The following is a 20,556-nucleotide window of genomic DNA, read 5'->3' as shown; positions in this document are numbered from 1 at the left end:
GTGAATATGCATTCAATATAAAAAAGTTGTCCTCATGGCATTCAGGACAACTCTCTTTCGAAATTGGGATCATCAACCTCTAAGCATTTAGACTGTTTGATCTCTTTAAGATACTTATATAAAGTGGCTTGTGCGATTTGTAAAAATTCACAGACAATAGGGATAGAGCCTTTGACTTCAAAGACGCCTTTGTCTTCCAATCGCTGAATGATCGCAAGCTTTGCTTCCCTCGAATCACTGGAGAAGGGTTTTTCACGTTCAATTTCGCTGAAAATAAGTTGCTTTGTCAGTGTTTCTATGGAGTCGTCTACCTTGGAAGTGGACTCTATGGTCTCTAATGATGTCCCTGTAAAGTGTTCTAGGTATTTTTGCATGGCATCAATATGTGTTAAATCTTGATTAACGCATATTGCGTATTGAGATTTGCCACTGGGATCTTTTAAGAAAAAAGTGGAACTGCGTATATGAGTTGTGCCTTTGGTATAGGAACTGCCACCAATAAGCATATCTCCCAAAGGCGAGTCCATGGCATGTCGTCTGGCAATGTGCATCGTGGTGGGATCGTCAATGTCGTTTTGAGATCGACCGGTGATGTGTCCATTGCTGATCCACTTGATTCGATTATGAATTAAATCGTGTACAACAATTTCGGTTTCATCTCCCATGACCTTAGAAAAAAAATCCAATATTGAAATAACGGTTTCTATTTGTGTCATATTGCCTCCACTAAAACTTTTTTTATCTATTATACTATAAAATAGATAAAACCACATTGTATAATTTTTTATATAGCATATAAAATTTTATTGACAAAAGACACAAAATTGATACAATATAAGTAATTATACGATATATAAAATATTATACAAGGAGATGCATTATGAGAAAAGGTGATTTTATATGGGGGGCAATTATGTTGATCATTGCAGCCATCTTTGTACTTCCAAGTTCACGAGAGGCTTTTATTAGCTTCACCACAACACATCCCCTTGTGGGAGGATTTATTAAGTTTGGCATATTGGCCTCCATGGGTGAATTGCTTGCAGTGCGTGTTGGAACAGGCAAATGGAAATTTGCGAAGTTCTTTTTTGCAAGAGCAATAATTTGGGGATTATTTGGCATATTGATAACCATGATTTTCACGATATATGCAACGGGTATAACGGCTCTGTTATCCAAGGGCATGTTGCCTGGCGGGACATCTAAACTGGCATTTGCATTCTTCACCTCATTTTTGATGAATGCCACATTTGCACCAACTTTTATGTATGTTCATCGAATTTCAGATCAGTATTTGGATTTAAAAGCTGAAGGGGAAAAAGATCTCTCTCTGTCAAATGTTGTCAAGCATATTGACACAGTGGGATTTTGGAGCTTTGTCGTCTTGAAGACAGTGCCGTTTTTCTGGATTCCTGCACATACATTGACTTTTTTATTGCCAAATGAGTATAGAATTTTGGCAGCTGCCTTGTTATCTATGGCATTGGGACTCATCTTGACGATTACTAAAAAATCAAAACTGGAAACAGTGGAGGATTAGAGTTGGAAAACATAAAATTATTGTTAAAACAAGATAAAACAAATTTTGTCTTTTTAGGTGAAGCTGGCAGTGGCAAAAGTGAGATTGCGCTGAATTTTGCAATGTTGCTGAGCCAGGTCACCGACAAAGTAATCCATTTTTTCGATATGGACATGACAAAGCCTTTGTTTAGAGCTAGAGAGGCTATCGTCGAGCTTGAAAGTGAGGGGATTGTATTTCATTTTGAAGAGCAATTCATGGATGCACCTACGCTTGTGGGTGGTGTCAATAAATTGTTAAGAGATGAGCGGTGTCTTGTGGTGATGGATGTTGGCGGAGACCATATTGGTGCCAGAAGTATAGGTGGGTTTTCAATAGAGCTCAACAAGCCGCATACGGCTGTCTATTATGTTCTCAATGCGTTTAGACCGTGGTCAACAGACATTGATCAAATAGATCAGACTCTTGTAGCAGTGCTTCATGCTTCAAGAGTAAATCTAGACAACGTGCGAATGATCAACAACTCTAACTTGGGTGTTGCAACGACAATGGCTGATTTTGTTGAAGGCTGTCAAAAAATAGAAGAGATTGTAGCGCCTTATAGAGCCATTGAATTTAACTGTATCAACGAGACCTTATATGAAGAAGCGCGACAAAAGGTAGATAAAAACTTGATCCCCCTTCACTTGTATTTAACTTATCCGTGGGTGGATGTGGAGTGAAATTAGAGACTTGGATTTAAAATCGAGATGTAAATCAATATTTAAAACCAATGTTTAAAATCAATATTTAAAATCAATATTTAAGATCAAGATCACCCAATTTTTATAATGAAAGGAGTCAAAAAATGGCTGAGATTAAAATCATTTCAGAGCGTTGTAAAAGCTGTGGTTACTGTGTAAAGTTTTGCCCAAAGAACGTTCTCGAAATTGGAACTGAAGTAAATTCGAAAGGTTACGAATATGTGACGCCAGCAAGAATGTCAGATTGCATTGCTTGTTTGATGTGCGGCAGAATCTGTCCAGATGGGGCGATTGAAATCTATAAATAGGAGGAAAATCATGTCAAGAATATTTATGAAAGGCTGCGAAGCCATAGCAGAATCAGCAGTCAGAGCAGGCTGTAGATTTTTTTCGGGTTATCCAATCACACCACAAAATGAGATCCCAGAGTATTTTTCCAGAAGAATGCCAGAAGTGGGTGGTGTATTTATTCAAGCGGAATCAGAAGTTGCCGCTATAAATATGGTATATGGTGCATCAGCAGGTGGTACGAGATCGATGACTTCATCTTCGAGCCCGGGTATTGCACTTAAGAGTGAAGGGATTTCTTATTGTGCAGCTGCTAGAATTCCGATGGTTTATGCAAACATTTCAAGAGGGGGTCCAGGTGTTGGTACGATTCATCCTGCTCAAATGGATTACCTTCAGGCCACAAAGGCATCTGGAAATGGTGGCTTTCAAATGATGGTCTTTGCACCTGCATCTGTCCAGGAAGCAGTGGATTTAACTTATAAAGCGTTTGAACTTGCAGATAGAGATAGAAATCCTGTACTCATATTATCGGATGGCGTCATTGGAGCGATGATGGAACCAGTAGAATTGCCTGAACCGGTATCTGATGAAGAAATTGCTGCCATAAAAGATCAAAAAAGTTCATGGGCTTGTATTGGTCATGCACTTGAAGAAAAGCGCTCTTGGATTCAACCTGGTCAGTGGCAAACCTCAGAGATGGAACGGGCAAATAGGGCTGCGGATGAGCTCTATAAATCGTGGGAGAAGGATGTCATGGTGGAAAAATATCGCGTGGATGATGCTGAGGTCATTTTGACTGCTCATGGCATCTCGGCGCGTATTGCAAAATCGGCTGTGGATCATTTGAGGAAAGATGGCTTTAAAGTGGGGCTTATTAGGCCTATTACAGTAAATCCATTTCCAAATAAGGCCTTTGAAGAGATCGATTATGATAAGGTCAAATACATCCTCGATGTAGAGATGTCAATTCCAGCACAGATGATTCATGATGTGAATGCTGTGGTGAGAGAGCGTATTCCAGTGAGAGATTGTTTGCGTTCTGGTGGCAACATCATGACACGTGATTTGATTATTCAAACAGTCAAAGGATTTGAGGAGGAGTGATAGAGATGGTGCAATTGTATGCGAGAACAAAGACAATTCAGGAGGACAAAGTTTCAGGGTTTTGTCCAGGCTGTTTCCATAGTACAATTATGAAATTGATCGGTGAAGTCCTTGAAGAGATGGAGATCGTTGATAAAGCGGCGTGTGTGTTGGGGATCGGCTGTTGTGGTCTCCATATGAACTATATGGCTTACGACAACATCACAGCACCGCATGGACGTGCAGCAGCGGTTGCCTCTGGCCTTAAGAGAACCAACAAAGATACTTTGGTTTACACATATCAAGGTGATGGTGATTTTGCATCGATTGGTCTTGCTGAGTCTATTTCAGCGGCAAATCGCGGTGAAAACATCACGGTTATCCATGTGAACAATGGGATTTATGGCATGACAGGTGGTCAGATGTCTCCGACAACATTAGTGGGGATGAAAGCTTCAACAGCATTGAAGGGGAGACAGGTTGAAGAACATGGTTATCCAATGGACATGTGTGAAGTCATCAATAAATTGACGACACCTGTGTATATTGAAAGAACCAGCTGCAACACGCCTCAAAACGTGATTAAGACAAAGAAGGCCATTCGAAAGGCATTTCAGAATCAGTTGGACGGAAAGGGGTTCTCTTTAGTGGAAGTCGTTTCAAACTGCCCAACCAATTGGGGCGTAGATCCGATTAAATCACTTGAATTCATAGAAGAAAAGATGATACCGCAATATCCACTTGGCGTGTATAGAGATCAATAGGAGGGCAAATATGGAAACAAATTTATGCGTTGCCGGTTTTGGCGGTCAAGGCGTTATGACAATGGGGAAGTTCTTAGCTCAAGCGACTTGTGATTCAACAGATAAAAATGTGACATTTTTCCCCTCTTATGGTGCAGAACAACGTGGTGGAACGGCGAACTGTTTCGTGGTGATATCGGACGAGTTTATAGGTGCTCCGTTAGTGGATACGATGGATGATCTCATCGTCATGAATGAACCGTCACTCGACAAGTTCATAAATAGACTCAAATCTGGGGGAAGACTATTTATCAACAGTTCTATTGTGAGAGAAGATGTCGAAAGAGATGACGTGACACTTATAAAGGTACCTGCAACTGAAATGGCACTTGAAATGGGTAATGCCAAAGTGCTGAATATCATCATGCTTGGCGTCTATATTGGCTATACAGATGTTGTGACCCCAGAAATTGTATGGGATACGATTGAAAAAAAATTGGCCAGTAAGGCAGCTTTGTTGCCTTTAAATAAGGCAGCTTTTGAAAAGGGACTGAGCATAGGACAATCACAAAAGCAACAGAGTTAAGGCTATGAGATTCAAATCTATGTTTTACAGATAATATATTGAATAAAATCAAAGGTATAATTTAGAAAAAGAGGCATCCAATAGTTGCGTTTACTGAAACGCTATTTATTGAAGCCTCTTTTTTATTTGCACTGTGATCACAATGAGATATTTTTAATGCAAATGCTCTACAGATCAGTTTATAGAAAATTTAGAAGTTAAGTTGCCGTTGCGATAAGTAAGAGTTAGCTGATATACGCTATCATTGTCAAGTGGGCGCATTTCAATTAACAGTGTGTCATCGTCACTCCATGATCCCCTAAAACCGATTGGAGAGTCCAAACCATTCATGTGAAAATTAGGACAAGTAGAGACTCTATAAATACCATCAAGACCAACGGGAACATCATATTGATCGCCATTGGCCAACCAGTGAAGCTTTATTTCAGCATCCACATCAGTTAAATCCAGCGAAATGGTGTAGCCTTCATCCGTCTCAAAAGTTTGAGCATCTATGGCCTTAAAAGTATCTGGAATTGCAGAGTGCTCTGTGGGAGCTGGTTTTTCTTCAAGACGATCAATGGATTCTTGAAGTGCTGCGAACGATGAGGTATTTTCGTCAATAGCTAAAGGCGATTGCACAGAAGGTAAAACAAAGTACTTCATCAATTGCTCTGGGACATAATAATTTGAACCCGAGAGACCACTGTAGAAAACCGCAACGATATTTTCCTCAGGACAAGTAAATAAATATTGGCCTCTATAGCCTCTGGCAGAGTAACCCCCAAAAGAATTCATCCACCATTGATAACCATAGCCATCTCTACCGGCAAGGCCATTAGGGGTGTCCATTTTTTTAGTCGTCGATGCCGTTATCCAATTTTCTGAGATGAGTTGTTCACCATCCCAGTTGCCTTTGTTGAGATACAGATAACCGAACTTAGCAAGATCTTCTGCTTTAAGCATCAGTCCGCTGCCACCTGATGTGATGCCCTGTGGATCATTCCACCAAAAGTAATCCTTTATCCCCAGAGGGGTGAATAATTTTTCCTCAACATAATCGGACTCACTTTTCTTTGTTACTTGCGTGATGATGCCTGAAAGCAGGTAGGATAAACCCGTATTGTAGTAGTATTTCTCTCCTGGTGTTGTGGTAACGGCTTGATTTAGGACATACATCATCGGATTTTCACTTCGTGCCATAAGCGTGTAGGAATCATAAGGCGCACCATAGTTGCCATCCTCTGACCAGTCCAAGCCTGCTGTCATAGTAAGAAGGTGTTCAAGTGTCATTTGAGATTTAAAGTCACTTGGGTTTTCTATGGTTCTATCCTTAAAAAAGGAGAGAACGGGTTGGTCAACACTGGAGATCAATTGTTCATCCACGGCTTTCCCAATTGCAAATGAAGTAAAACTCTTTGTCACAGAGTTAAGTGGATGAAGATTATCAGCGGTATAGGGATAAAAATCACAAGAGGCAACGGCATATCCGTTTCGTATGATGAGCAGATGATGAATATCGTATCCGTAATCTTGAATTTTCTTAAACATTTCATTGAGTTTGGATGAGTCCATACCTTGTGCTTCGGGGGATGAGACAGGGAATGTGCCCAGAGACCATACCGTTTCGGGTTCTAAATCTTCTGATGAAACAAGGGTCTTTTCATTATTTTCTGGTATTTCATGTGGGCTGGAACAGGCTGTCATTAGAACGCATGTTATCAGAATCAGAATGTATATGTAGACATGTATTTTATTTTGTAACATATGTGAGGCCTCCTAAGGTCATATCAAAAAACAGTTATCATAATTCTAACTCAATTATAACTTTTTATAGAACGCATAGCAATTGAGTTGTTAAACTACCTCAAACCGATTTTCGCTGACGCTGTTTGAGGTTGAATATCCCTCATCACAGCTTTTGGCTCAAATCTTGTTGTTCTAACAACATTTGAGTCATCATTTGATACCTCAAACCGATTTTCGCTGACGCTGTTTGAGGTTGAATATCCCTCATCACAGCTTTTGGCTCAAATCTTGTTGTTTTAATAAAAACAACTCAAGAATTTATCTGCAATAAAATTCTTGAGCTGTTTAGATGAGTGCGTGATTACTCGGCCATTGCGGCAACTTCTTTATACTTATCGAGGTCTGTGTACAATTCACCGAGGTACGGGTTACGTTTTGTCTTAGAGACTTTAGTGAACATGTAAATGATTAAGACAACATTTGAAGCAAGTGCTAAAAAGCTGACCACGAACATAATCGTTGGATTGTATGTGGACGACACCAAGAATTTGCCTTGATCAATAAATGACGGGAATGTTTGTGCAAACATACACCAAATGGCTAAAGTCTGAGCTCGATGCTGTAGCCAAGCCCCTTTTCCAACTGTAAACGCACAAAGTGTAGGTGCTAGGAGTAGTGCAAATCCACAATACCAAGAGTGTCCAGGAAGACAATTGTAAGTGTAAGCGAAATTCCAAATATCATATGCAATGATCCAGAACCAGAGCATATCTGGCCAAAGCATATCCATACTGCTGTCTTCTTTTGTCTTTTTTCGGATGACGATGCCGAACCAGCCTGTGATTGCGATAATGTTTAAGATACCTGCAATTGCGTTCATATAATTCCAAGGACCGCCTAAAACATACATGGCTTCATCTGCTAAGATACCGCCACCAACATAGTGCATGCCAACTTCAAAATCTCTGAGAACAGCTTCTAGAATATTGATGGCAAGGATGAGCGGTGGAAAGCAGAGTGCCCATTTTTTATCAGATAGACGCCAAGCTTTACCAGTGCGTTTTGAAGTGAATCTCACGTGACGGATACACCAAAATCCAATGCAACCTGCTGTGGAAGAATAAACTTTAGCTAAGTGAAACCAATCTGTATAAGTGGTATTTTTAAGTGATGTAAACCATAAGACGGATAATGCCGCTGGTAAAATCACAAAACTGAAAAAGCCAATCCATTTGGACCTTCTTGCCACTTCGTTAAATCCAAAGAGTAGAGCGAATACCACGAGCCAAATGCCCCAAACACTTAAAAGCGTCGCGCCTTCTGCATAATTGAAAGTGAACATGTTAAAACCTCCATAATTTATATTAGTTCATACATGTATTGTATATTTTTTATCAAAGTGCCCACAATAGACAAAAAAAAGAAAGTGTCTATATAAGCTGAAATAAATCAAAAACTTTTTAAAAAAAGCTCAGGATTTAAAATAAAGTTTCACCTTATAGAATAAAGACACTTTTAAAGTATTTTATATGATTTTGATGTGATCTAGACGCGACTTTCACAGGATCTTGATATTTTAACTTTTAGATTTTAATGAGCCCCACCAATGTAATTTCTCTTCGTCTGCAAAGGCTTGAACTGACCTTGGAATGCTGCCACCAATCATAAGTTGAAGTTTTCTGAGCATATCTTCTGGCGCTTCTTTCATGCCTTCATTTACCCAGTCTATCATGAGACCGTTAAAAACATGTCTATAGAAATTGACGATAAATCGGCAATCGGGTTCTATGAGATCAACATGCATATTGTTCATACACTCATCCACCACACGATCCAGAAGTTGATAGGATATGTTGATAAAAAATAAATCTGCTTCTGAGCGATAAGAAGACTGGTATACGTTAAGAATCATACGTGAATTGCATTTTAAATAGTTCAGTGTTGCCAAAAAACCGCCACACCATTTTTCAAAAGTTCGATTTTGAGCAATCTCTTCTGACAGTTCTTCCTGAAAAAGATACTTAAAGATGTCAAATAGATCACTAAAATGATTGTAAAAGGTTTGCCGATTGATGGCAGATTTCTCGCAGATTTCTGTAACGGTTATTTTGTCTAAAGATCTATTTTGAATGAGCTGTCTAAAGGTACTGAGGATGGTCACTTTAGCGCTGGGTCTCATAAAGTCCTCCAAATGGTAGTTTTTTCTATTATATCACAAAAGCGTTTTGATCTCAAAAGGCGTTGACCGAGGATTTTAGTGCAGACCGTCTTGTTTTTAAGCGCGCTTTAATGAAAAGTAAAAGGTTACGCTGTCTTCGCCTTTGGTGATACCAAAGTCACTTTCATGAAGCGTCAATATTTCTTTCGCAATAGAAAGACCAATGCCACTGCCGTTTTCGTTTCGGGTATTTGTCTTATGAGTGCGATAGAACTTTTCCCATAGGATAGAGACATCATCCACTTTAATGGATGCAGTGTTGACAAAGTAATAGTAGATTTTATCTTCTGAGATTGTATTGTATATACAATATTCACCATGTACTTCAGTATACTTTGATGCATTCGAAATAAAATTATTGATCACTTGATGCATTTTTTTAAAGTTGGCCTTGACGATTTCTTGAGAGAGTTCGATATTCACCTTAATGTCTTTGTGGGCAAAGGTTTCTTTAAAATGTGATAGGCTTTCATAAATAATGGCGTTTACATCCACATCATCTAGTGTTAGCTGGTATTGGCCGCCTTCGAGAACGGATAATTCAAGCATATCGCCAATTAAAGTACTCATTCTTTCCAGTTCATTTGAGATCGCATCGTGATAATAAGCAGGCGCTTTATCATTGATGCCATCTGCCAGAATTTCATTAAATCCAGATACAATGCCCAGAGGTGTATTGAGTTCATGTGAAAGGTGCAGTATTAGGTCTTTGGCTCTTTGTTCTTCAATGGATTTGAGTCTATAATTGACTTCTAATTCCTTATTTTTGGATTTAAGCGTCAGGACGCTTTCTTCTAGTTGATTGGATAAGGTATTTAAACTCATCCCTAAGGAGCCAATTTCATCATGGGTATTGATCTCTGTCTTTTGAGAAAAATCAAGATTTGCCATTTTTTTTGCATTTTCGGTCAACTGAATTACGGGCTTTGATAATGTGTTAGAGATCACTTTTGAAAGTAAAATTGCCAGTGCCAGTCCTATGAAGAATACAAAAAGATTGAACGAGGCAATGAATTTAAGTTGATCTCGAAGACCAATGATGGTACTGGAGGTCAAAACATAGTAAATTTGATTGTCCTCATAGTAATGAGTCATATTGTAGATTGTAGTTGCATCTACATCTGTATGCTCATAGTAAAAACTCTGAACAGCATGGTTTGATGTAATCTTGTACTGACTTTCAAGAAAAAAGAATTCTTGATATAAATTCAAATAGTAGTTGCTTTTATCAGCTGGTGCGAATTGATAGTCAATAACCTGTGCCTGCTCTAAGAACACTATATTTTCACCAGCATAGGCTTCTGCGTCAAAATCCAAATTGTCGCTAGAAAAATCCAGTACGAGATAGTAATTTTCAGAAATCTGCTCAGCTGCAATCGTAAGCTTATCCCTTGTGAGCTTAGAAAGAAGTTCTTCGTCGAACACGATTTTGTATTCTTGATCATCCGCATTAACGGTGATGATATTGGTGAAGGCCTTAAGAAGTGTCTCATTGTAGATTCTTCCATTGCCTCGCATAACTAAGACTGGATTACCAGAGCTTTTTATGTAGTCTCTTGTTGCGAGATTAATGTATTCTAAATCGTAACGCTTATCCTTAATATCCTCGAGAAATATTTTGAAATCCTTTTCTAAAGTGTTCTTTTTTGTAAGATATTGGGCATTGTCTATAACGAATATATATAGAAGACTCTGAACAAGCAGAATAACAACGACAATGGAAACCGTTGACAAAAATATTTTTGTGGAGATTTTAGAGGTAACCTTATGGACCCATTTACTTAACATAGAATCTATACCCTACCTTTGATACCGTTTGAATTAAAAAAGCGTAATCCCCCAACTTTTGGCGGACTTTTTTAATATGGTTGTCAACAACTCTTGTCTGACCGTAGAAAGTATACCCCCACACGGCATCTAAGAGACTTTCTCTGGAAAGTGCCATGTTTTTATTGACGATCAGATGATGTAAGAGTTCATATTCTTTGGGGGTGAGCTCTATAATTTCGTTGTGAATTTTTAATAGCCTGCTTTTAAAATCCAAAGCCATATTTTCATAGAGAAACACATCTGACTTTAAATATCTTTCCAATAGACGCTTGGATTTTGCCACGAGTGTCTTACCTTTCAGCGGCTTTGTAACGTAGTCATCTGCGCCAAGGTCGTAGCACTTGAGTTCGCTCTCTTCTGTGGTGATCGCAGTCAAAATAATAATAGGAATATCCGATTTGCCTCTGATTTGACGGCAGACTTTGTAGCCATCGATTTTAGGCATCATAATGTCCAAAATGACTAAATCAAAAACATTTTTATTAAAAAGATCTAGAGCCATTTCGCCATCTTCCGCTTCAGTAACTTGATATCCCTCAGCCTTGTAATATAGGCTGATAAATTCTCTCAAACGCGCCTCATCCTCAACAATTAATACCTGATACATAAGCACCTCCTGATTGTATTATAGCAATTCATAAGCAAGACTTCATCTCTTATATGTGGAGATTACAACATCTGTACATCAAGGATACATTTTCGATACAAAATAGGTCTAGAATTAAGGTACAGATAAATTGTATTAGGAGGAAAACATGAAAAAGATAGTGTTATTATTAATACCCATTATTGTGGTGGGTAGTTTTTTACTTTTTAAGAATTCCAGCAGTGGCAGCAATGAAGCGCATTCAGAAATACAGACTACTTCAGTAAAAGAACAGGATATACAGGATATCATTTATGTCAGTGGAAAAATTACCACAGAGGCCATCAGAAATGTAAAGCCTCTGGGTGAAGAAATCTTAGAACGCGTCCTTGTAAAAGTTGGTGATCAAGTGCATGAAGGGGATGTGATTGCAGAAATGAAGACGGAAGTGTTGGAAGACCAATTAAAATCCAAAACAATTCAATTGGAAATTGAGCAAGTGAAATTAAAGCAAATAGAAAACAGCAGTGATCTCGCATTGGTCAATACAGCAAAAACTGCAAAGCAGGCAATGGAGGCTGCAAATAGAAAATTGGATGAAGACAAGACGTTATTAGATTCTGGTATCATCAGTAAAAAACAATTCGAAGAAAGCCAAACGGCTTACGATAATGCCAAGCTAGCTTATGAAAATGCACTTTATTCAGTGAATAATTCCAGTAGAAAAGAGACCCTATTAATTCAGCAGAAGACAGTAGAATCTTTGCTTAATGAGCTAGCAACAATTCGGAGACGGATAGAGGATAGCAAAATAAAAGCTCCAATTGATGGTGTGATTACTGAAATCATTGCAACAGAAGGTGAAGCTGTTAAAACGAACATCATGGTAATTTCTGATTTTGAAAAGAATCTCATCTCGGCAAATATTTCAGAAGCCGATTTTCAAAAAGTTAAATTGGGTCAAAAAGCGACTATTACAGCAAATTCGGCAAAAGGTAAGCAGTATAGGGGGACAGTATCATTCATTTCTCCCGGTTCTAAGACCATTGAAGGCAAGAAGCAGGCTTATGTGGAGATTAAAATAAAATTAGACCAACCAGCACCTGAATTGAGAACGAATTTCTCTGTAAATGTTCAGGTGGTCACTGCAGAAAAAAAAGCAATAAAAGCAGTGGGCATTGAGGCCGTTAACCAAAGACTGAATGGCGAAGAGTACGTGTACGTAAAACAATCAGATGGCACTACAAAAGAAGTCACTGTAAGTACTGGAATCAGTAATGATGTCCTAATAGAGATTATCAGTGATGAAGTCAATGTGGGGGATGAGATAGAAATTAAATTATCCAATTCTGTCTCTGAAGACAATGGAGATACAAGTATCACAGGAATGTATTAGGAGATTATATGATTAAGATTAGTAACTTGAGAAAAGTATATCAGACAGGTGATGTCGTATTTGAAGCTTTAAAGGGCGTTGACTTGCATATTGAGAAAGGCGAATTTGTTTCGATTATTGGGCCCTCAGGATCAGGTAAATCTACGTTGATGAACATTTTAGGCTGTTTGGATAACGCCTCAGACGGTTTCTATGAACTTGATGGTGAAGTGACAAAAGATCTTTCAGATGATGCTTTATCTGAACTCAGAAACGAAAAGATTGGCTTCATTTATCAATCTTTTAATTTATTACCGAAGTTAACAGTTATAGAAAATGTGGAATTGCCTTTGATATACAGCAAATATACCCTAGAGAAGAAAAGGGAAAAAGCACTGGAAATGCTGAGCATGGTAGGACTGTCAAATAGAGTAGATCATAGACCTAATGAAATATCAGGTGGGCAACGGCAGAGGGTTGCCATTGCCAGAGCCCTAGTTTGTGAACCCTCTATTATTTTAGCAGATGAACCGACGGGTAATTTGGATTCTAAGACGACGGATGAAGTGATGATGATTTTAAAGGACTTAAATCGGATGGGAAATACTATTATCGTCGTCACGCATGAACATGAGATTGCAGCGCAAACAGACAGAGTGATCACAATAAAAGATGGACTCATTATTAAAGATGAGAAGACGGTGAAAATATGAATATAAAGGCAAGTATGAAAATGGCTTTTGCAGCAATTAAAGCAAATAAAATGCGGACTTTATTGACGATGTTGGGCATTATAATTGGCATTTCATCTGTCATTGCATTGGTTACTTTAGGCAATGGCAATAAAGCGATGATGACCAAAGAATTTTCAAATTACGGTGCCAATCGTGCGATGATTTATGTTGGAAGTATGTATGAAGATGAAGACAGCAATGTGGACTACAGTGCATATAATATCACGGCAGAGGATATTAAAATGGTCAGACGCATATACGGCGATAAGCTGGAAGGCATATCGCCTGTAGAAAGTTTTAACGGTTCTCTCGTAAAAGGCAAAATGACTTACAAGATTAACTTTTCCGCTGTGAATGAAACGTATCAAAATATTGAAAATATGAGTATTGTCCAAGGTCGATTTTTTAATCAAAGAGATATTGCAAATGAGAGCCAGCAAGTTGTCATTGATCAGAAAATGGCTCAAAACTATTTTGGCAACGAAAATCCATTAGGACAAATGATTTTAGTAGACGTAAATGGTCAAACAGAACCTTTCAGAGTTATTGGCGTCTTTTCAAAAGCGGCTGCAGCCATGGAAAGAACAACTGGAAATACATTTAGTGTATATACGGTGTTGCCAATTGGAACGAGAATTAATGAGATGGATAGTTTCGGCAATATTGAACTCAATATCAAAAAAGATGAAAATGTTAAGAGCACCGTTGAAAGCATTGCCAGTATTTTAGAGAAAAAGCATGATGTCGTTGGCAAAAAATATTACCAAGTTCAAACAATGAAAAGTCAAATGAAGATGATGAACAAGTTTACAGGGACGATCACAACATTTGTAGCAGCAATTGCCGGGATATCTCTAATCGTTGGAGGGATTGGCATCATGAACATCATGCTCGTTTCAGTGACAGAAAGAACAAGAGAAATTGGTATAAGAAAAGCAATAGGGGCTAAAAAGAGAGATATTCTGTCGCAATTTATGATTGAATCCGTCATTGTGTCTGGGATAGGCGGAATAATTGGCATTGTGTTGGGTATTGGATTTGCATTAGTTGGCACTCAATTTATGAATGTGCCTCTAGCGATAGATGTAAAGATTGTATTCGTGGCATTTTTCTTCTCTGCGCTCATTGGTATCTTCTTTGGTATTTATCCAGCAAACAAAGCTGCAAACCTAAATACAATCGATGCCTTGAGATATGAGTAAAACAAGCCCTCGTGGAAAATATATTAATGGCGCTCAATCAAGTATAACCTGAGAATCAAAGCGAATTTTGAATTAGACTAAAATATAAACGAAAGCAAAATATAAACGAAAGTAATTAGAAAAGCCTCAAACTCTCAGTTCCATTTTTTTATGGCACAAAGATTTTGAGGCTTTTAATGAATGCATTAACTCAGAATTTAAGCTGCATTTTCTTGTAGGGTTTCGCTTTTTACGCCATCATCTTCAGGCAAGATGATGTTTAGGAAAATGGCGATGAGACCTGTCACAACGATTCCAGAACCCCCAAAGATTAGTTTTAAAGTTTCTGGCAGATTAACCAATGCCTCTGGAACCGAGCCAAGGCCAAATCCAAGGCCCAATGCAACTGCAACCACGATGCTGTTTTTACCCTTAAGAGCATCTTTCGTAATCAAGTTGATGCCACTGATGGCGATCATGGAGAACATCACAATGGCAGCCCCACCTAAAACGCTTGAAGGCATAACAGCAACAATAGCTCCGACTTTTGGGAACAAGCCTGCTAGGATTAAGAAAAGTGCACCCATGGCAACCACGAAACGGCTCATAATACCTGTTAAAGTGACAATGCCGACATTTTGACTATAAGAAGTATTTGGAAGTACATTGAAGACAGCAGCGATAGAACTTGCGAGACCATCTGCCATGACACCGCCAGAGAGCTCTCTATCAGTGGCTTCACGATTGTCGCCGCCCATAGTGATGCCTGAGATGTCGCCTACAGTTTCAACAGCTGTGACAATATACATTAAGAGCATGGCAATGATCGCATCAAGATGAAATGTCATCCCGAATTTAAGAGGTGTAGGGAATGCGAACCAAGCCGCTGAACCCACAGCTGAAAAGTCTATTTTGCCCATTGGTATTGCCACGAGATAACCTACGAATAAACCGATGAGTATGGAAGACATACTCGTAATGCCTTTAGTGAATTGCTTAAAAAATAAAATGGTAACGAGAACGATGGTTCCAAGTAATAGGTTTGAAAGCGATCCAAAATCTGCGGCACCAACACCACCAGCGAAATATTTGATGCCAGTTGGCAGTAGGGACAGACCGATAGATAATAAAACAGTTCCAGTGACAACGGGTGGAAAATATTTTCTGAGTGGTTTTAAAAATACGCCAAGTCCCATTTCGAAGAAGCCACCTATAAAAGTAGCACCTAAAATACCAGCAAGACCGTACTTAGCGGAAATTGCAATACAAGTTGGCAAGAAACCAAAACTTGTCCCTTGAACGATCGGCAAGCGCGCACCGATGGGACCAATTGGATAGAGTTGGATCAAAGTGGTTAATCCTGCCACGAACATAGCTGCTTGAATCAGAAAAGATCTCTCTGCCACAGGCAAGCCAAGCACGTTAGCAAGGATAATAAGGGGAGCCACATTGCCAGTGAACATAGCTAGAACGTGTTGTAATCCCAAAGGAATTGCCGTTTTCAACGGGGGTACACCGTCAATATTGTAGATATCATTACTTTTTTCCATTTGTCCTCCTAAACATGAGTTAAGTCATTTTAATTTGCCGTATTCATTTCATTAACATCCATAACGCTAGAAAAGAATTTTTATAATATCTCTATAATACCTTACATTAAATTATTTTAATGATTAAATATCCGTTAGTCAATAGAACAATGAAAAAAATATAAGAAAATTGTTCGCGTTATTGAAAGTTTTACTGAATGCTAGAGTAAAATTAAAATAATGCAATTGCTTGACAAACAGCAACATGTGTTTTAAGATAAAAGCGTACTATTGCTTTTAATGTATGCTTTTAAAGCAAAGGAAGGAGATTTATTATGAAAAAATTGTTAAGTGTGGTCCTAAGACAATAACTGAATAATCGGTACTGTGACTTGAAATAGGGCACAGCGCCAAAATCTGAGCAATCTATAACGTGGAGAATGTGCGCGCGAAGAAGGCGTGTTTTTTTATGCCCTTTTTTAGCAGCTAAAGCAATTAATCATTGTTTGCCGAACCAGTTTTTTGCAGAGTAATACATCTGTATCCAGTTTGAAATCAATGATAATACGAATAATAAACCCCGCAGAAGATCGTTCTGCGGGTTTTTTAGGTGTTTTAAATTCCATATTATGTCAAATTATAATATAATCTCAAGGAGGTGGTTGCTATTAACTTAAAAAATGGTGAAGAACAATTTGAAGATAGAAAACAATATAGAATAGACGCAAATATTTTTTATAGTGCCAAGGAGGCCAATTTGAAAAAACAAAATAAAAAGCAAAATGAGAATATAAAAGCATTGGATTTAACCCTTTATGGGTGGCATGAACAACTTGAATCACAGTGGATAGAAATTTTAAATCATCGGGAAACCATAGAGAAAGAATTGCTTCGAGGCCGGATTCTGTTGGATTATGGTCAAAGGTTTAAAGTGGTTACAGAAAATGGTGAGAAGTGGTTGGAAAGACCGACGCAAAGTGCGTTACAACTTGTAGTTGGCGATTGGGTGATCATGACAGCAGATGAATATCAAGAGGATGAAGCCCACTTTGAAGGCCTTATGGATCGAAAAACGAAATTTTCGAGAATGGCTTCGGGCACTGAAATCAAGGAACAGATCGTGGCAACGAATGTGGATATCGTATTTTTAGTACAATCGCTGAACAAAGATTTCAATCCTAGAAGACTTGAACGTTATTTGATCGCCACATGGGAAAGTGGCGCAACGCCTGTGGTGGTGCTCACAAAGAGTGATCTTTGCGATGATTTTTTAAAGCACATTCAAACGGTTCATGAAATTGCTGTGGGCGTGGATGTACACGCGATTAGTTCACTTACAGGGGCGGGCATAGAGGCCATTAAACCCTATTTCAAAAAAGGGATAACCGTGGCTCTTTTAGGGTCATCGGGTGTGGGCAAGTCCACACTCGTGAATACCTTAATCGGTTCGGATATTTTGGAGACACAAGATATTCGTGAAGATGATAGCAAAGGGCGTCATACGACAACGCATAGAGAATTAGTACTCTTACCAGAAGGTGGCATGATACTGGATACTCCTGGCATGAGATCTCTTGCACTCTGGGATGCAGAAGAGGGCATGTCACATCACTTTGGAGACATAGAACAGTTAATCGCATCATGCAAATTCAATAACTGCGGTCATAAGCATGAACCGGGATGTGCTGTTCAAAAGGCTTTAAAGTCTGGACAGCTTAAACATGAACACTGGGAAAGTTGGCGGAAGCTCCAGAGAGAACAAAAGCATTTAGAACAGAAAATGAAACAAAAGGAACGTGCGTTGGATAAGGCACAAAGCCATTATCATGTGAAAAGGGAAAATAAAAATAGGATCATCAGACATGAAAGTGAGGACTATTAGAATGATTGAGTGTAAAAGGTGTGAATGGAATGAAATCGAACTTGAAGTGAGAACTTATTTTGAGCAAAACAAGATCACTGTGGATTCTTATTGGGAAGATCATGTGTTGGCAAGTCATTTTTATCAGTTTATACTTGACGATGAGCCCATTGGATTTTTTGCCATTTATGAGCAATCCATGATAACGCTTTTTTACGTGAGGACAGCATATGCTCATCACGGACAATCCTTATTCGCACGCATCAAACAGTTTGAACAAGTGACGAATGCCTTTGTGGCAACTGGAGATGAATTCTTTTTAAGCCATTGCATGGACAATTTTTTAAGAATTGAAAAACAAGCTTATTTTTCTATCTATACCGATAGACCCCTTAAAAGTCAATACCAACATGATCTTACCTTCAGAGAGGCTAAGACTATTGAAGATACACAGTTATTTACACTTTCAGAGGATTTCTTTGAGGCAGAATCTGCCGAGAGAGTGTTGAATGGGAGCAATTATTATAAAGTTTACTTGGTGGAAAAAAAGGAGACGCTTATTGGCTTCGGTGTCATTGAATACGGGAGAGTGGTTTCTACTATTGGCAGTGTTGGGATGTATGTGCTTGAAGAAAAGAGACAACAAGGTTATGCAGCATGTATTTTAAAGCACTTGCAGGGTGTGGTTGAATCAAAAGGGCTAGAGGCACACTCCGGGTGTTGGTATTACAACCATAACTCTAAAAAGAGCATGGAAAGTGCGGGGCTTATTCCAAGACGAGATTGCTTCGATTTTATTTTTAAGTATCAAGAATTATCAATTTGAATAATAGGTTTAAATAATAGGTTTAAATAAGCAGCAGGCTAGCCTTCAATTTAGAATTCAAAGTCTAGGCTAGCCTGTTGCTTTAAATTGACAGTTAAAATGCGAGTGGTCAGATGATATAATGAAAAAGAATTCCACAAAAGATATACAAAGAACTATAAAGAATTATAACTTGAGGATCGGAAATGATCTTAGCGAAGGAAGTCTATATATGAACCGGAATAAAGCGCTGTTATCCGTAAATTTTTCTGTTTTCCTATTTGGTATGGCAGGGTTATTTGCTAAATTCATCATGTTGCCTGCAATTGCAATTACATTTGGAAGAGTTTTATTTTCCTCTTTGGCATTGCTTATATTTTGTGTGGTGAGACATCAAGAGCTTAGACTTAAGGACAGACGGCATTTTATTATTTTGCTGTTGGCAGGTGTGGTCCTGGCGCTACATTGGTGGTCTTTTTTAAAGTCGATTCAAATGTCATCAGTGGCCATCGGCACGATTACGTTTGCAACATTTCCACTATTCGCAACATTTTTTGAGCCCATTGTTTTTAAAGAAAAGCTCAAAATGAGTAATGTGATAATGGCTTTTCTCATCTTAGTGGGCATAGGCATTACTTTTCCGGATTTTAACTTCAATAATCAAATGACACTGAGTATTGTGATCGGGTTATTCTCAGCTTTTTCGTATGCGGTTTTGACACTGTTTAATCGATATCTCTCAACCGTTTATGAAAGTACAGTTGTCGCTATGTATGAACAGATTACAGCAGTTTTTTTCTTGCTGCCATTTGCAGTCTCAATTCACGCAATGCCCACGGTCATAGATTTGTGTCTGCTGATTTTTTTAGGTGTTTTTACCACGGCTCTAGCACATTCCTTATTCATCGGCAGTTTGAAAACGATTTCAGCACAATTAGCAGGGATTATTTCGTCGCTAGAGGCTGTATACGGGATCGTGTTGGCCTTTATAGTACTTGGAGAAATCCCGGCGATTCGAGAGATTGTGGGTGGGATTGTGATAGTAAGTGTTGCAATTGCGGGGCAAGTTAAGGGCAAGAAGGACCGTATAAACAATTCGTAAAACAGTAAACGAGCATTTTCATATAAACTGAGAATGCTCATTTTGTGTTTTCATAATTCAATAGGGCATGATATAGCAACATATTATATTTGTCGTACTTTTGTCAACTTCTCCTTAACCACTTCAACTTCTAAAACTTCCCCAAAGCGTCCAGCCCAAATGTTTTTATTATAAAATTCATAAAGTTTTTCTCCAGATAAATAGTCGTTATCAAAAGTCGTATTTGTATCCTTTGGAATTAAAACCTCGTAATCCAAAGAAAAGGCTTGTTTCAAAGTGGCATCTATACAGTATTCTGTTTGAAGCCCCATTATGACAAGTGTATCGATGTCCTTAGATTTTAAATAGGCATCGAGATCAGTCTTGTGAAAAGCACTGTTGTATTGTTTTTCAAAGATCTTATCAGCAGGTAATACATGGAGGTCCTTATAGATTTCCCATCCAGGGGCTCCAAGTGCAAGCTCAGAACCTTCACCATCATCATGTCTTACAAAGATGACTTCTTTATTGTTTTTTCTCGCCTCAGAAATCAAATCATTGATGTTTTTTATGAACTGATCTTGGTTGTAGGGATGTTCATCAATTAAAGCCGTTTGAACATCCACGATGAGTAGCGCAATATTTTTCATAATCATTATCCTC

General features: G+C 38.5%; 20 protein-coding genes. 12 read left to right on the top strand and 8 right to left on the bottom strand.

Annotation, left to right across the window (positions count from 1 at the left end; genetic code table 11):
• Positions 1 to 41 precede the first annotated feature (41 nt).
• Positions 42 to 716 carry a helix-turn-helix transcriptional regulator gene (locus ISU02_RS16330; protein WP_194702920.1) on the bottom strand — a complete coding sequence of 225 codons (675 nt, stop codon included), beginning with the start codon at positions 714 to 716 and terminating at the stop codon, positions 42 to 44.
• A gap of 164 nt (positions 717 to 880) precedes the next feature.
• On the opposite strand from ISU02_RS16330, the gene ISU02_RS16325 reads away from it, so the two are divergent.
• The 6 genes from ISU02_RS16325 (at position 881) to ISU02_RS16300 (ending at position 4,965) form a co-directional block, all read left to right on the top strand.
• Positions 881 to 1,540: a hypothetical protein gene (locus tag ISU02_RS16325; RefSeq protein WP_194702919.1), complete on the top strand. Its 660-nt coding sequence runs from the start codon at positions 881 to 883 to the stop codon at positions 1,538 to 1,540.
• Positions 1,541 to 1,542: 2 nt separating this feature from the next.
• A complete protein-coding gene (locus ISU02_RS16320; protein WP_194702918.1) occupies positions 1,543 to 2,241 on the top strand; it encodes a P-loop NTPase family protein in 699 nt (232 codons plus the stop codon).
• Between the two features lie 125 nt (positions 2,242 to 2,366).
• Positions 2,367 to 2,570 carry a 4Fe-4S dicluster domain-containing protein gene (locus ISU02_RS16315; protein WP_194702917.1) on the top strand — a complete coding sequence of 68 codons (204 nt, stop codon included), beginning with the start codon at positions 2,367 to 2,369 and terminating at the stop codon, positions 2,568 to 2,570.
• Between the two features lie 10 nt (positions 2,571 to 2,580).
• Positions 2,581 to 3,657 carry a 3-methyl-2-oxobutanoate dehydrogenase subunit VorB gene (gene vorB, locus ISU02_RS16310; protein ID WP_194702916.1) on the top strand — a complete coding sequence of 359 codons (1,077 nt, stop codon included), beginning with the start codon at positions 2,581 to 2,583 and terminating at the stop codon, positions 3,655 to 3,657.
• A gap of 5 nt (positions 3,658 to 3,662) precedes the next feature.
• Positions 3,663 to 4,400, top strand: coding sequence for a thiamine pyrophosphate-dependent enzyme (locus ISU02_RS16305; protein WP_194702915.1), 738 nt, complete (start codon positions 3,663 to 3,665; stop codon positions 4,398 to 4,400).
• Positions 4,401 to 4,410: 10 nt separating this feature from the next.
• Positions 4,411 to 4,965 carry a 2-oxoacid:acceptor oxidoreductase family protein gene (locus ISU02_RS16300; protein ID WP_194702914.1) on the top strand — a complete coding sequence of 185 codons (555 nt, stop codon included), beginning with the start codon at positions 4,411 to 4,413 and terminating at the stop codon, positions 4,963 to 4,965.
• Between the two features lie 174 nt (positions 4,966 to 5,139).
• On the opposite strand, the gene ISU02_RS16295 is transcribed toward ISU02_RS16300, so the two are convergent.
• From ISU02_RS16295 to ISU02_RS16275, 5 genes are all read right to left on the bottom strand, one after another.
• Positions 5,140 to 6,711, bottom strand: a complete 1,572-nt coding sequence (locus ISU02_RS16295; RefSeq protein WP_194702913.1) for a serine hydrolase domain-containing protein — start codon at positions 6,709 to 6,711, stop codon at positions 5,140 to 5,142.
• 343 nt (positions 6,712 to 7,054) lie between these two features.
• Complete coding sequence (locus ISU02_RS16290) at positions 7,055 to 8,035, bottom strand: DUF5692 family protein (protein WP_194702912.1); 981 nt, start codon at positions 8,033 to 8,035, stop codon at positions 7,055 to 7,057.
• Positions 8,036 to 8,269: 234 nt separating this feature from the next.
• The gene (locus ISU02_RS16285; protein WP_194702911.1) at positions 8,270 to 8,872 is read right to left on the bottom strand and encodes a TetR/AcrR family transcriptional regulator; all 603 of its coding nucleotides are present in this window, start codon (positions 8,870 to 8,872) and stop codon (positions 8,270 to 8,272) included.
• A 96-nt stretch (positions 8,873 to 8,968) separates the two neighbouring features.
• Complete coding sequence (locus ISU02_RS16280) at positions 8,969 to 10,699, bottom strand: HAMP domain-containing sensor histidine kinase (RefSeq protein ID WP_194702910.1); 1,731 nt, start codon at positions 10,697 to 10,699, stop codon at positions 8,969 to 8,971.
• Positions 10,689 to 11,348: a response regulator transcription factor gene (locus tag ISU02_RS16275; RefSeq protein WP_194702909.1), complete on the bottom strand. Its 660-nt coding sequence runs from the start codon at positions 11,346 to 11,348 to the stop codon at positions 10,689 to 10,691. The genes ISU02_RS16280 and ISU02_RS16275 overlap by 11 nt, the downstream gene beginning before the upstream one ends.
• A gap of 148 nt (positions 11,349 to 11,496) precedes the next feature.
• Here ISU02_RS16275 and ISU02_RS16270 point away from each other — a divergent pair, with 148 nt between their 5' ends.
• Genes ISU02_RS16270 through ISU02_RS16260 form a run of 3 tightly spaced genes read left to right on the top strand, consistent with a single transcriptional unit; the run spans position 11,497 to position 14,638 of the window.
• Positions 11,497 to 12,723 carry an efflux RND transporter periplasmic adaptor subunit gene (locus ISU02_RS16270; protein WP_194702908.1) on the top strand — a complete coding sequence of 409 codons (1,227 nt, stop codon included), beginning with the start codon at positions 11,497 to 11,499 and terminating at the stop codon, positions 12,721 to 12,723.
• Positions 12,724 to 12,731: 8 nt separating this feature from the next.
• Positions 12,732 to 13,415: an ABC transporter ATP-binding protein gene (locus tag ISU02_RS16265; RefSeq protein ID WP_194702907.1), complete on the top strand. Its 684-nt coding sequence runs from the start codon at positions 12,732 to 12,734 to the stop codon at positions 13,413 to 13,415.
• Entirely contained in the window at positions 13,412 to 14,638 is a 1,227-nt protein-coding gene (locus tag ISU02_RS16260) for an ABC transporter permease (RefSeq protein ID WP_194702906.1), read from the top strand. Before ISU02_RS16265 ends, ISU02_RS16260 begins: the two co-directional genes overlap by 4 nt.
• 197 nt (positions 14,639 to 14,835) lie before the next feature.
• Here the strand turns inward: ISU02_RS16260 and ISU02_RS16255 are convergent, their stop codons facing one another.
• On the bottom strand, positions 14,836 to 16,167 hold the full coding sequence (locus ISU02_RS16255) for a uracil-xanthine permease family protein (protein ID WP_194702905.1): 1,332 nt from the start codon (positions 16,165 to 16,167) through the stop codon (positions 14,836 to 14,838).
• Positions 16,168 to 16,903: 736 nt separating this feature from the next.
• Here ISU02_RS16255 and rsgA point away from each other — a divergent pair.
• The 3 genes from rsgA (at position 16,904) to ISU02_RS16240 (ending at position 19,914) form a co-directional block, all read left to right on the top strand.
• The gene (gene rsgA / locus ISU02_RS16250; RefSeq protein WP_228727854.1) at positions 16,904 to 18,028 is read left to right on the top strand and encodes a ribosome small subunit-dependent GTPase A; all 1,125 of its coding nucleotides are present in this window, start codon (positions 16,904 to 16,906) and stop codon (positions 18,026 to 18,028) included.
• A 1-nt stretch (position 18,029) separates the two neighbouring features.
• Positions 18,030 to 18,833 (top strand): N-acetyltransferase, encoded by an 804-nt coding sequence (locus ISU02_RS16245; RefSeq protein ID WP_194702904.1) that lies wholly within the window; start codon positions 18,030 to 18,032, stop codon positions 18,831 to 18,833.
• 211 nt (positions 18,834 to 19,044) lie between these two features.
• Positions 19,045 to 19,914, top strand: a complete 870-nt coding sequence (locus ISU02_RS16240) for a DMT family transporter (RefSeq protein ID WP_194702903.1) — start codon at positions 19,045 to 19,047, stop codon at positions 19,912 to 19,914.
• Between the two features lie 83 nt (positions 19,915 to 19,997).
• Here the strand turns inward: ISU02_RS16240 and ISU02_RS16235 are convergent, their stop codons facing one another.
• Positions 19,998 to 20,543, bottom strand: coding sequence for a cysteine hydrolase family protein (locus tag ISU02_RS16235; protein ID WP_194702902.1), 546 nt, complete (start codon positions 20,541 to 20,543; stop codon positions 19,998 to 20,000).
• Positions 20,544 to 20,556 lie beyond the last annotated feature (13 nt).

Source organism: Fusibacter ferrireducens, from assembly GCF_015352425.1.
Taxonomy (GTDB): Bacteria; Bacillota; Clostridia; order Peptostreptococcales; family Acidaminobacteraceae; genus Fusibacter_A; species Fusibacter_A ferrireducens.
The sequence above is the reverse complement of the archived record's forward strand: the minus strand, read 5'-3'. Positions and strand labels throughout refer to the sequence as shown.

Coding starts and splice junctions, on each gene's coding strand:
- ISU02_RS16315 (WP_194702917.1), top strand. CDS start 2,367: ATGGCTGAGATTAAAATCATTTCAGAGCGTTGTAAAAGCTGTGGTTAC.
- ISU02_RS16280 (WP_194702910.1), bottom strand. CDS start 10,699: ATGTTAAGTAAATGGGTCCATAAGGTTACCTCTAAAATCTCCACAAAA.
- ISU02_RS16260 (WP_194702906.1), top strand. CDS start 13,412: ATGAATATAAAGGCAAGTATGAAAATGGCTTTTGCAGCAATTAAAGCA.
- ISU02_RS16325 (WP_194702919.1), top strand. CDS start 881: ATGAGAAAAGGTGATTTTATATGGGGGGCAATTATGTTGATCATTGCA.
- ISU02_RS16275 (WP_194702909.1), bottom strand. CDS start 11,348: ATGTATCAGGTATTAATTGTTGAGGATGAGGCGCGTTTGAGAGAATTT.
- ISU02_RS16295 (WP_194702913.1), bottom strand. CDS start 6,711: ATGTTACAAAATAAAATACATGTCTACATATACATTCTGATTCTGATA.
- ISU02_RS16245 (WP_194702904.1), top strand. CDS start 18,030: ATGATTGAGTGTAAAAGGTGTGAATGGAATGAAATCGAACTTGAAGTG.
- ISU02_RS16290 (WP_194702912.1), bottom strand. CDS start 8,035: ATGTTCACTTTCAATTATGCAGAAGGCGCGACGCTTTTAAGTGTTTGG.
- ISU02_RS16240 (WP_194702903.1), top strand. CDS start 19,045: ATGAACCGGAATAAAGCGCTGTTATCCGTAAATTTTTCTGTTTTCCTA.
- ISU02_RS16255 (WP_194702905.1), bottom strand. CDS start 16,167: ATGGAAAAAAGTAATGATATCTACAATATTGACGGTGTACCCCCGTTG.
- ISU02_RS16300 (WP_194702914.1), top strand. CDS start 4,411: ATGGAAACAAATTTATGCGTTGCCGGTTTTGGCGGTCAAGGCGTTATG.
- ISU02_RS16265 (WP_194702907.1), top strand. CDS start 12,732: ATGATTAAGATTAGTAACTTGAGAAAAGTATATCAGACAGGTGATGTC.
- ISU02_RS16285 (WP_194702911.1), bottom strand. CDS start 8,872: ATGAGACCCAGCGCTAAAGTGACCATCCTCAGTACCTTTAGACAGCTC.
- ISU02_RS16305 (WP_194702915.1), top strand. CDS start 3,663: ATGGTGCAATTGTATGCGAGAACAAAGACAATTCAGGAGGACAAAGTT.
- vorB (WP_194702916.1), top strand. CDS start 2,581: ATGTCAAGAATATTTATGAAAGGCTGCGAAGCCATAGCAGAATCAGCA.
- ISU02_RS16270 (WP_194702908.1), top strand. CDS start 11,497: ATGAAAAAGATAGTGTTATTATTAATACCCATTATTGTGGTGGGTAGT.
- ISU02_RS16235 (WP_194702902.1), bottom strand. CDS start 20,543: ATGAAAAATATTGCGCTACTCATCGTGGATGTTCAAACGGCTTTAATT.
- ISU02_RS16330 (WP_194702920.1), bottom strand. CDS start 716: ATGACACAAATAGAAACCGTTATTTCAATATTGGATTTTTTTTCTAAG.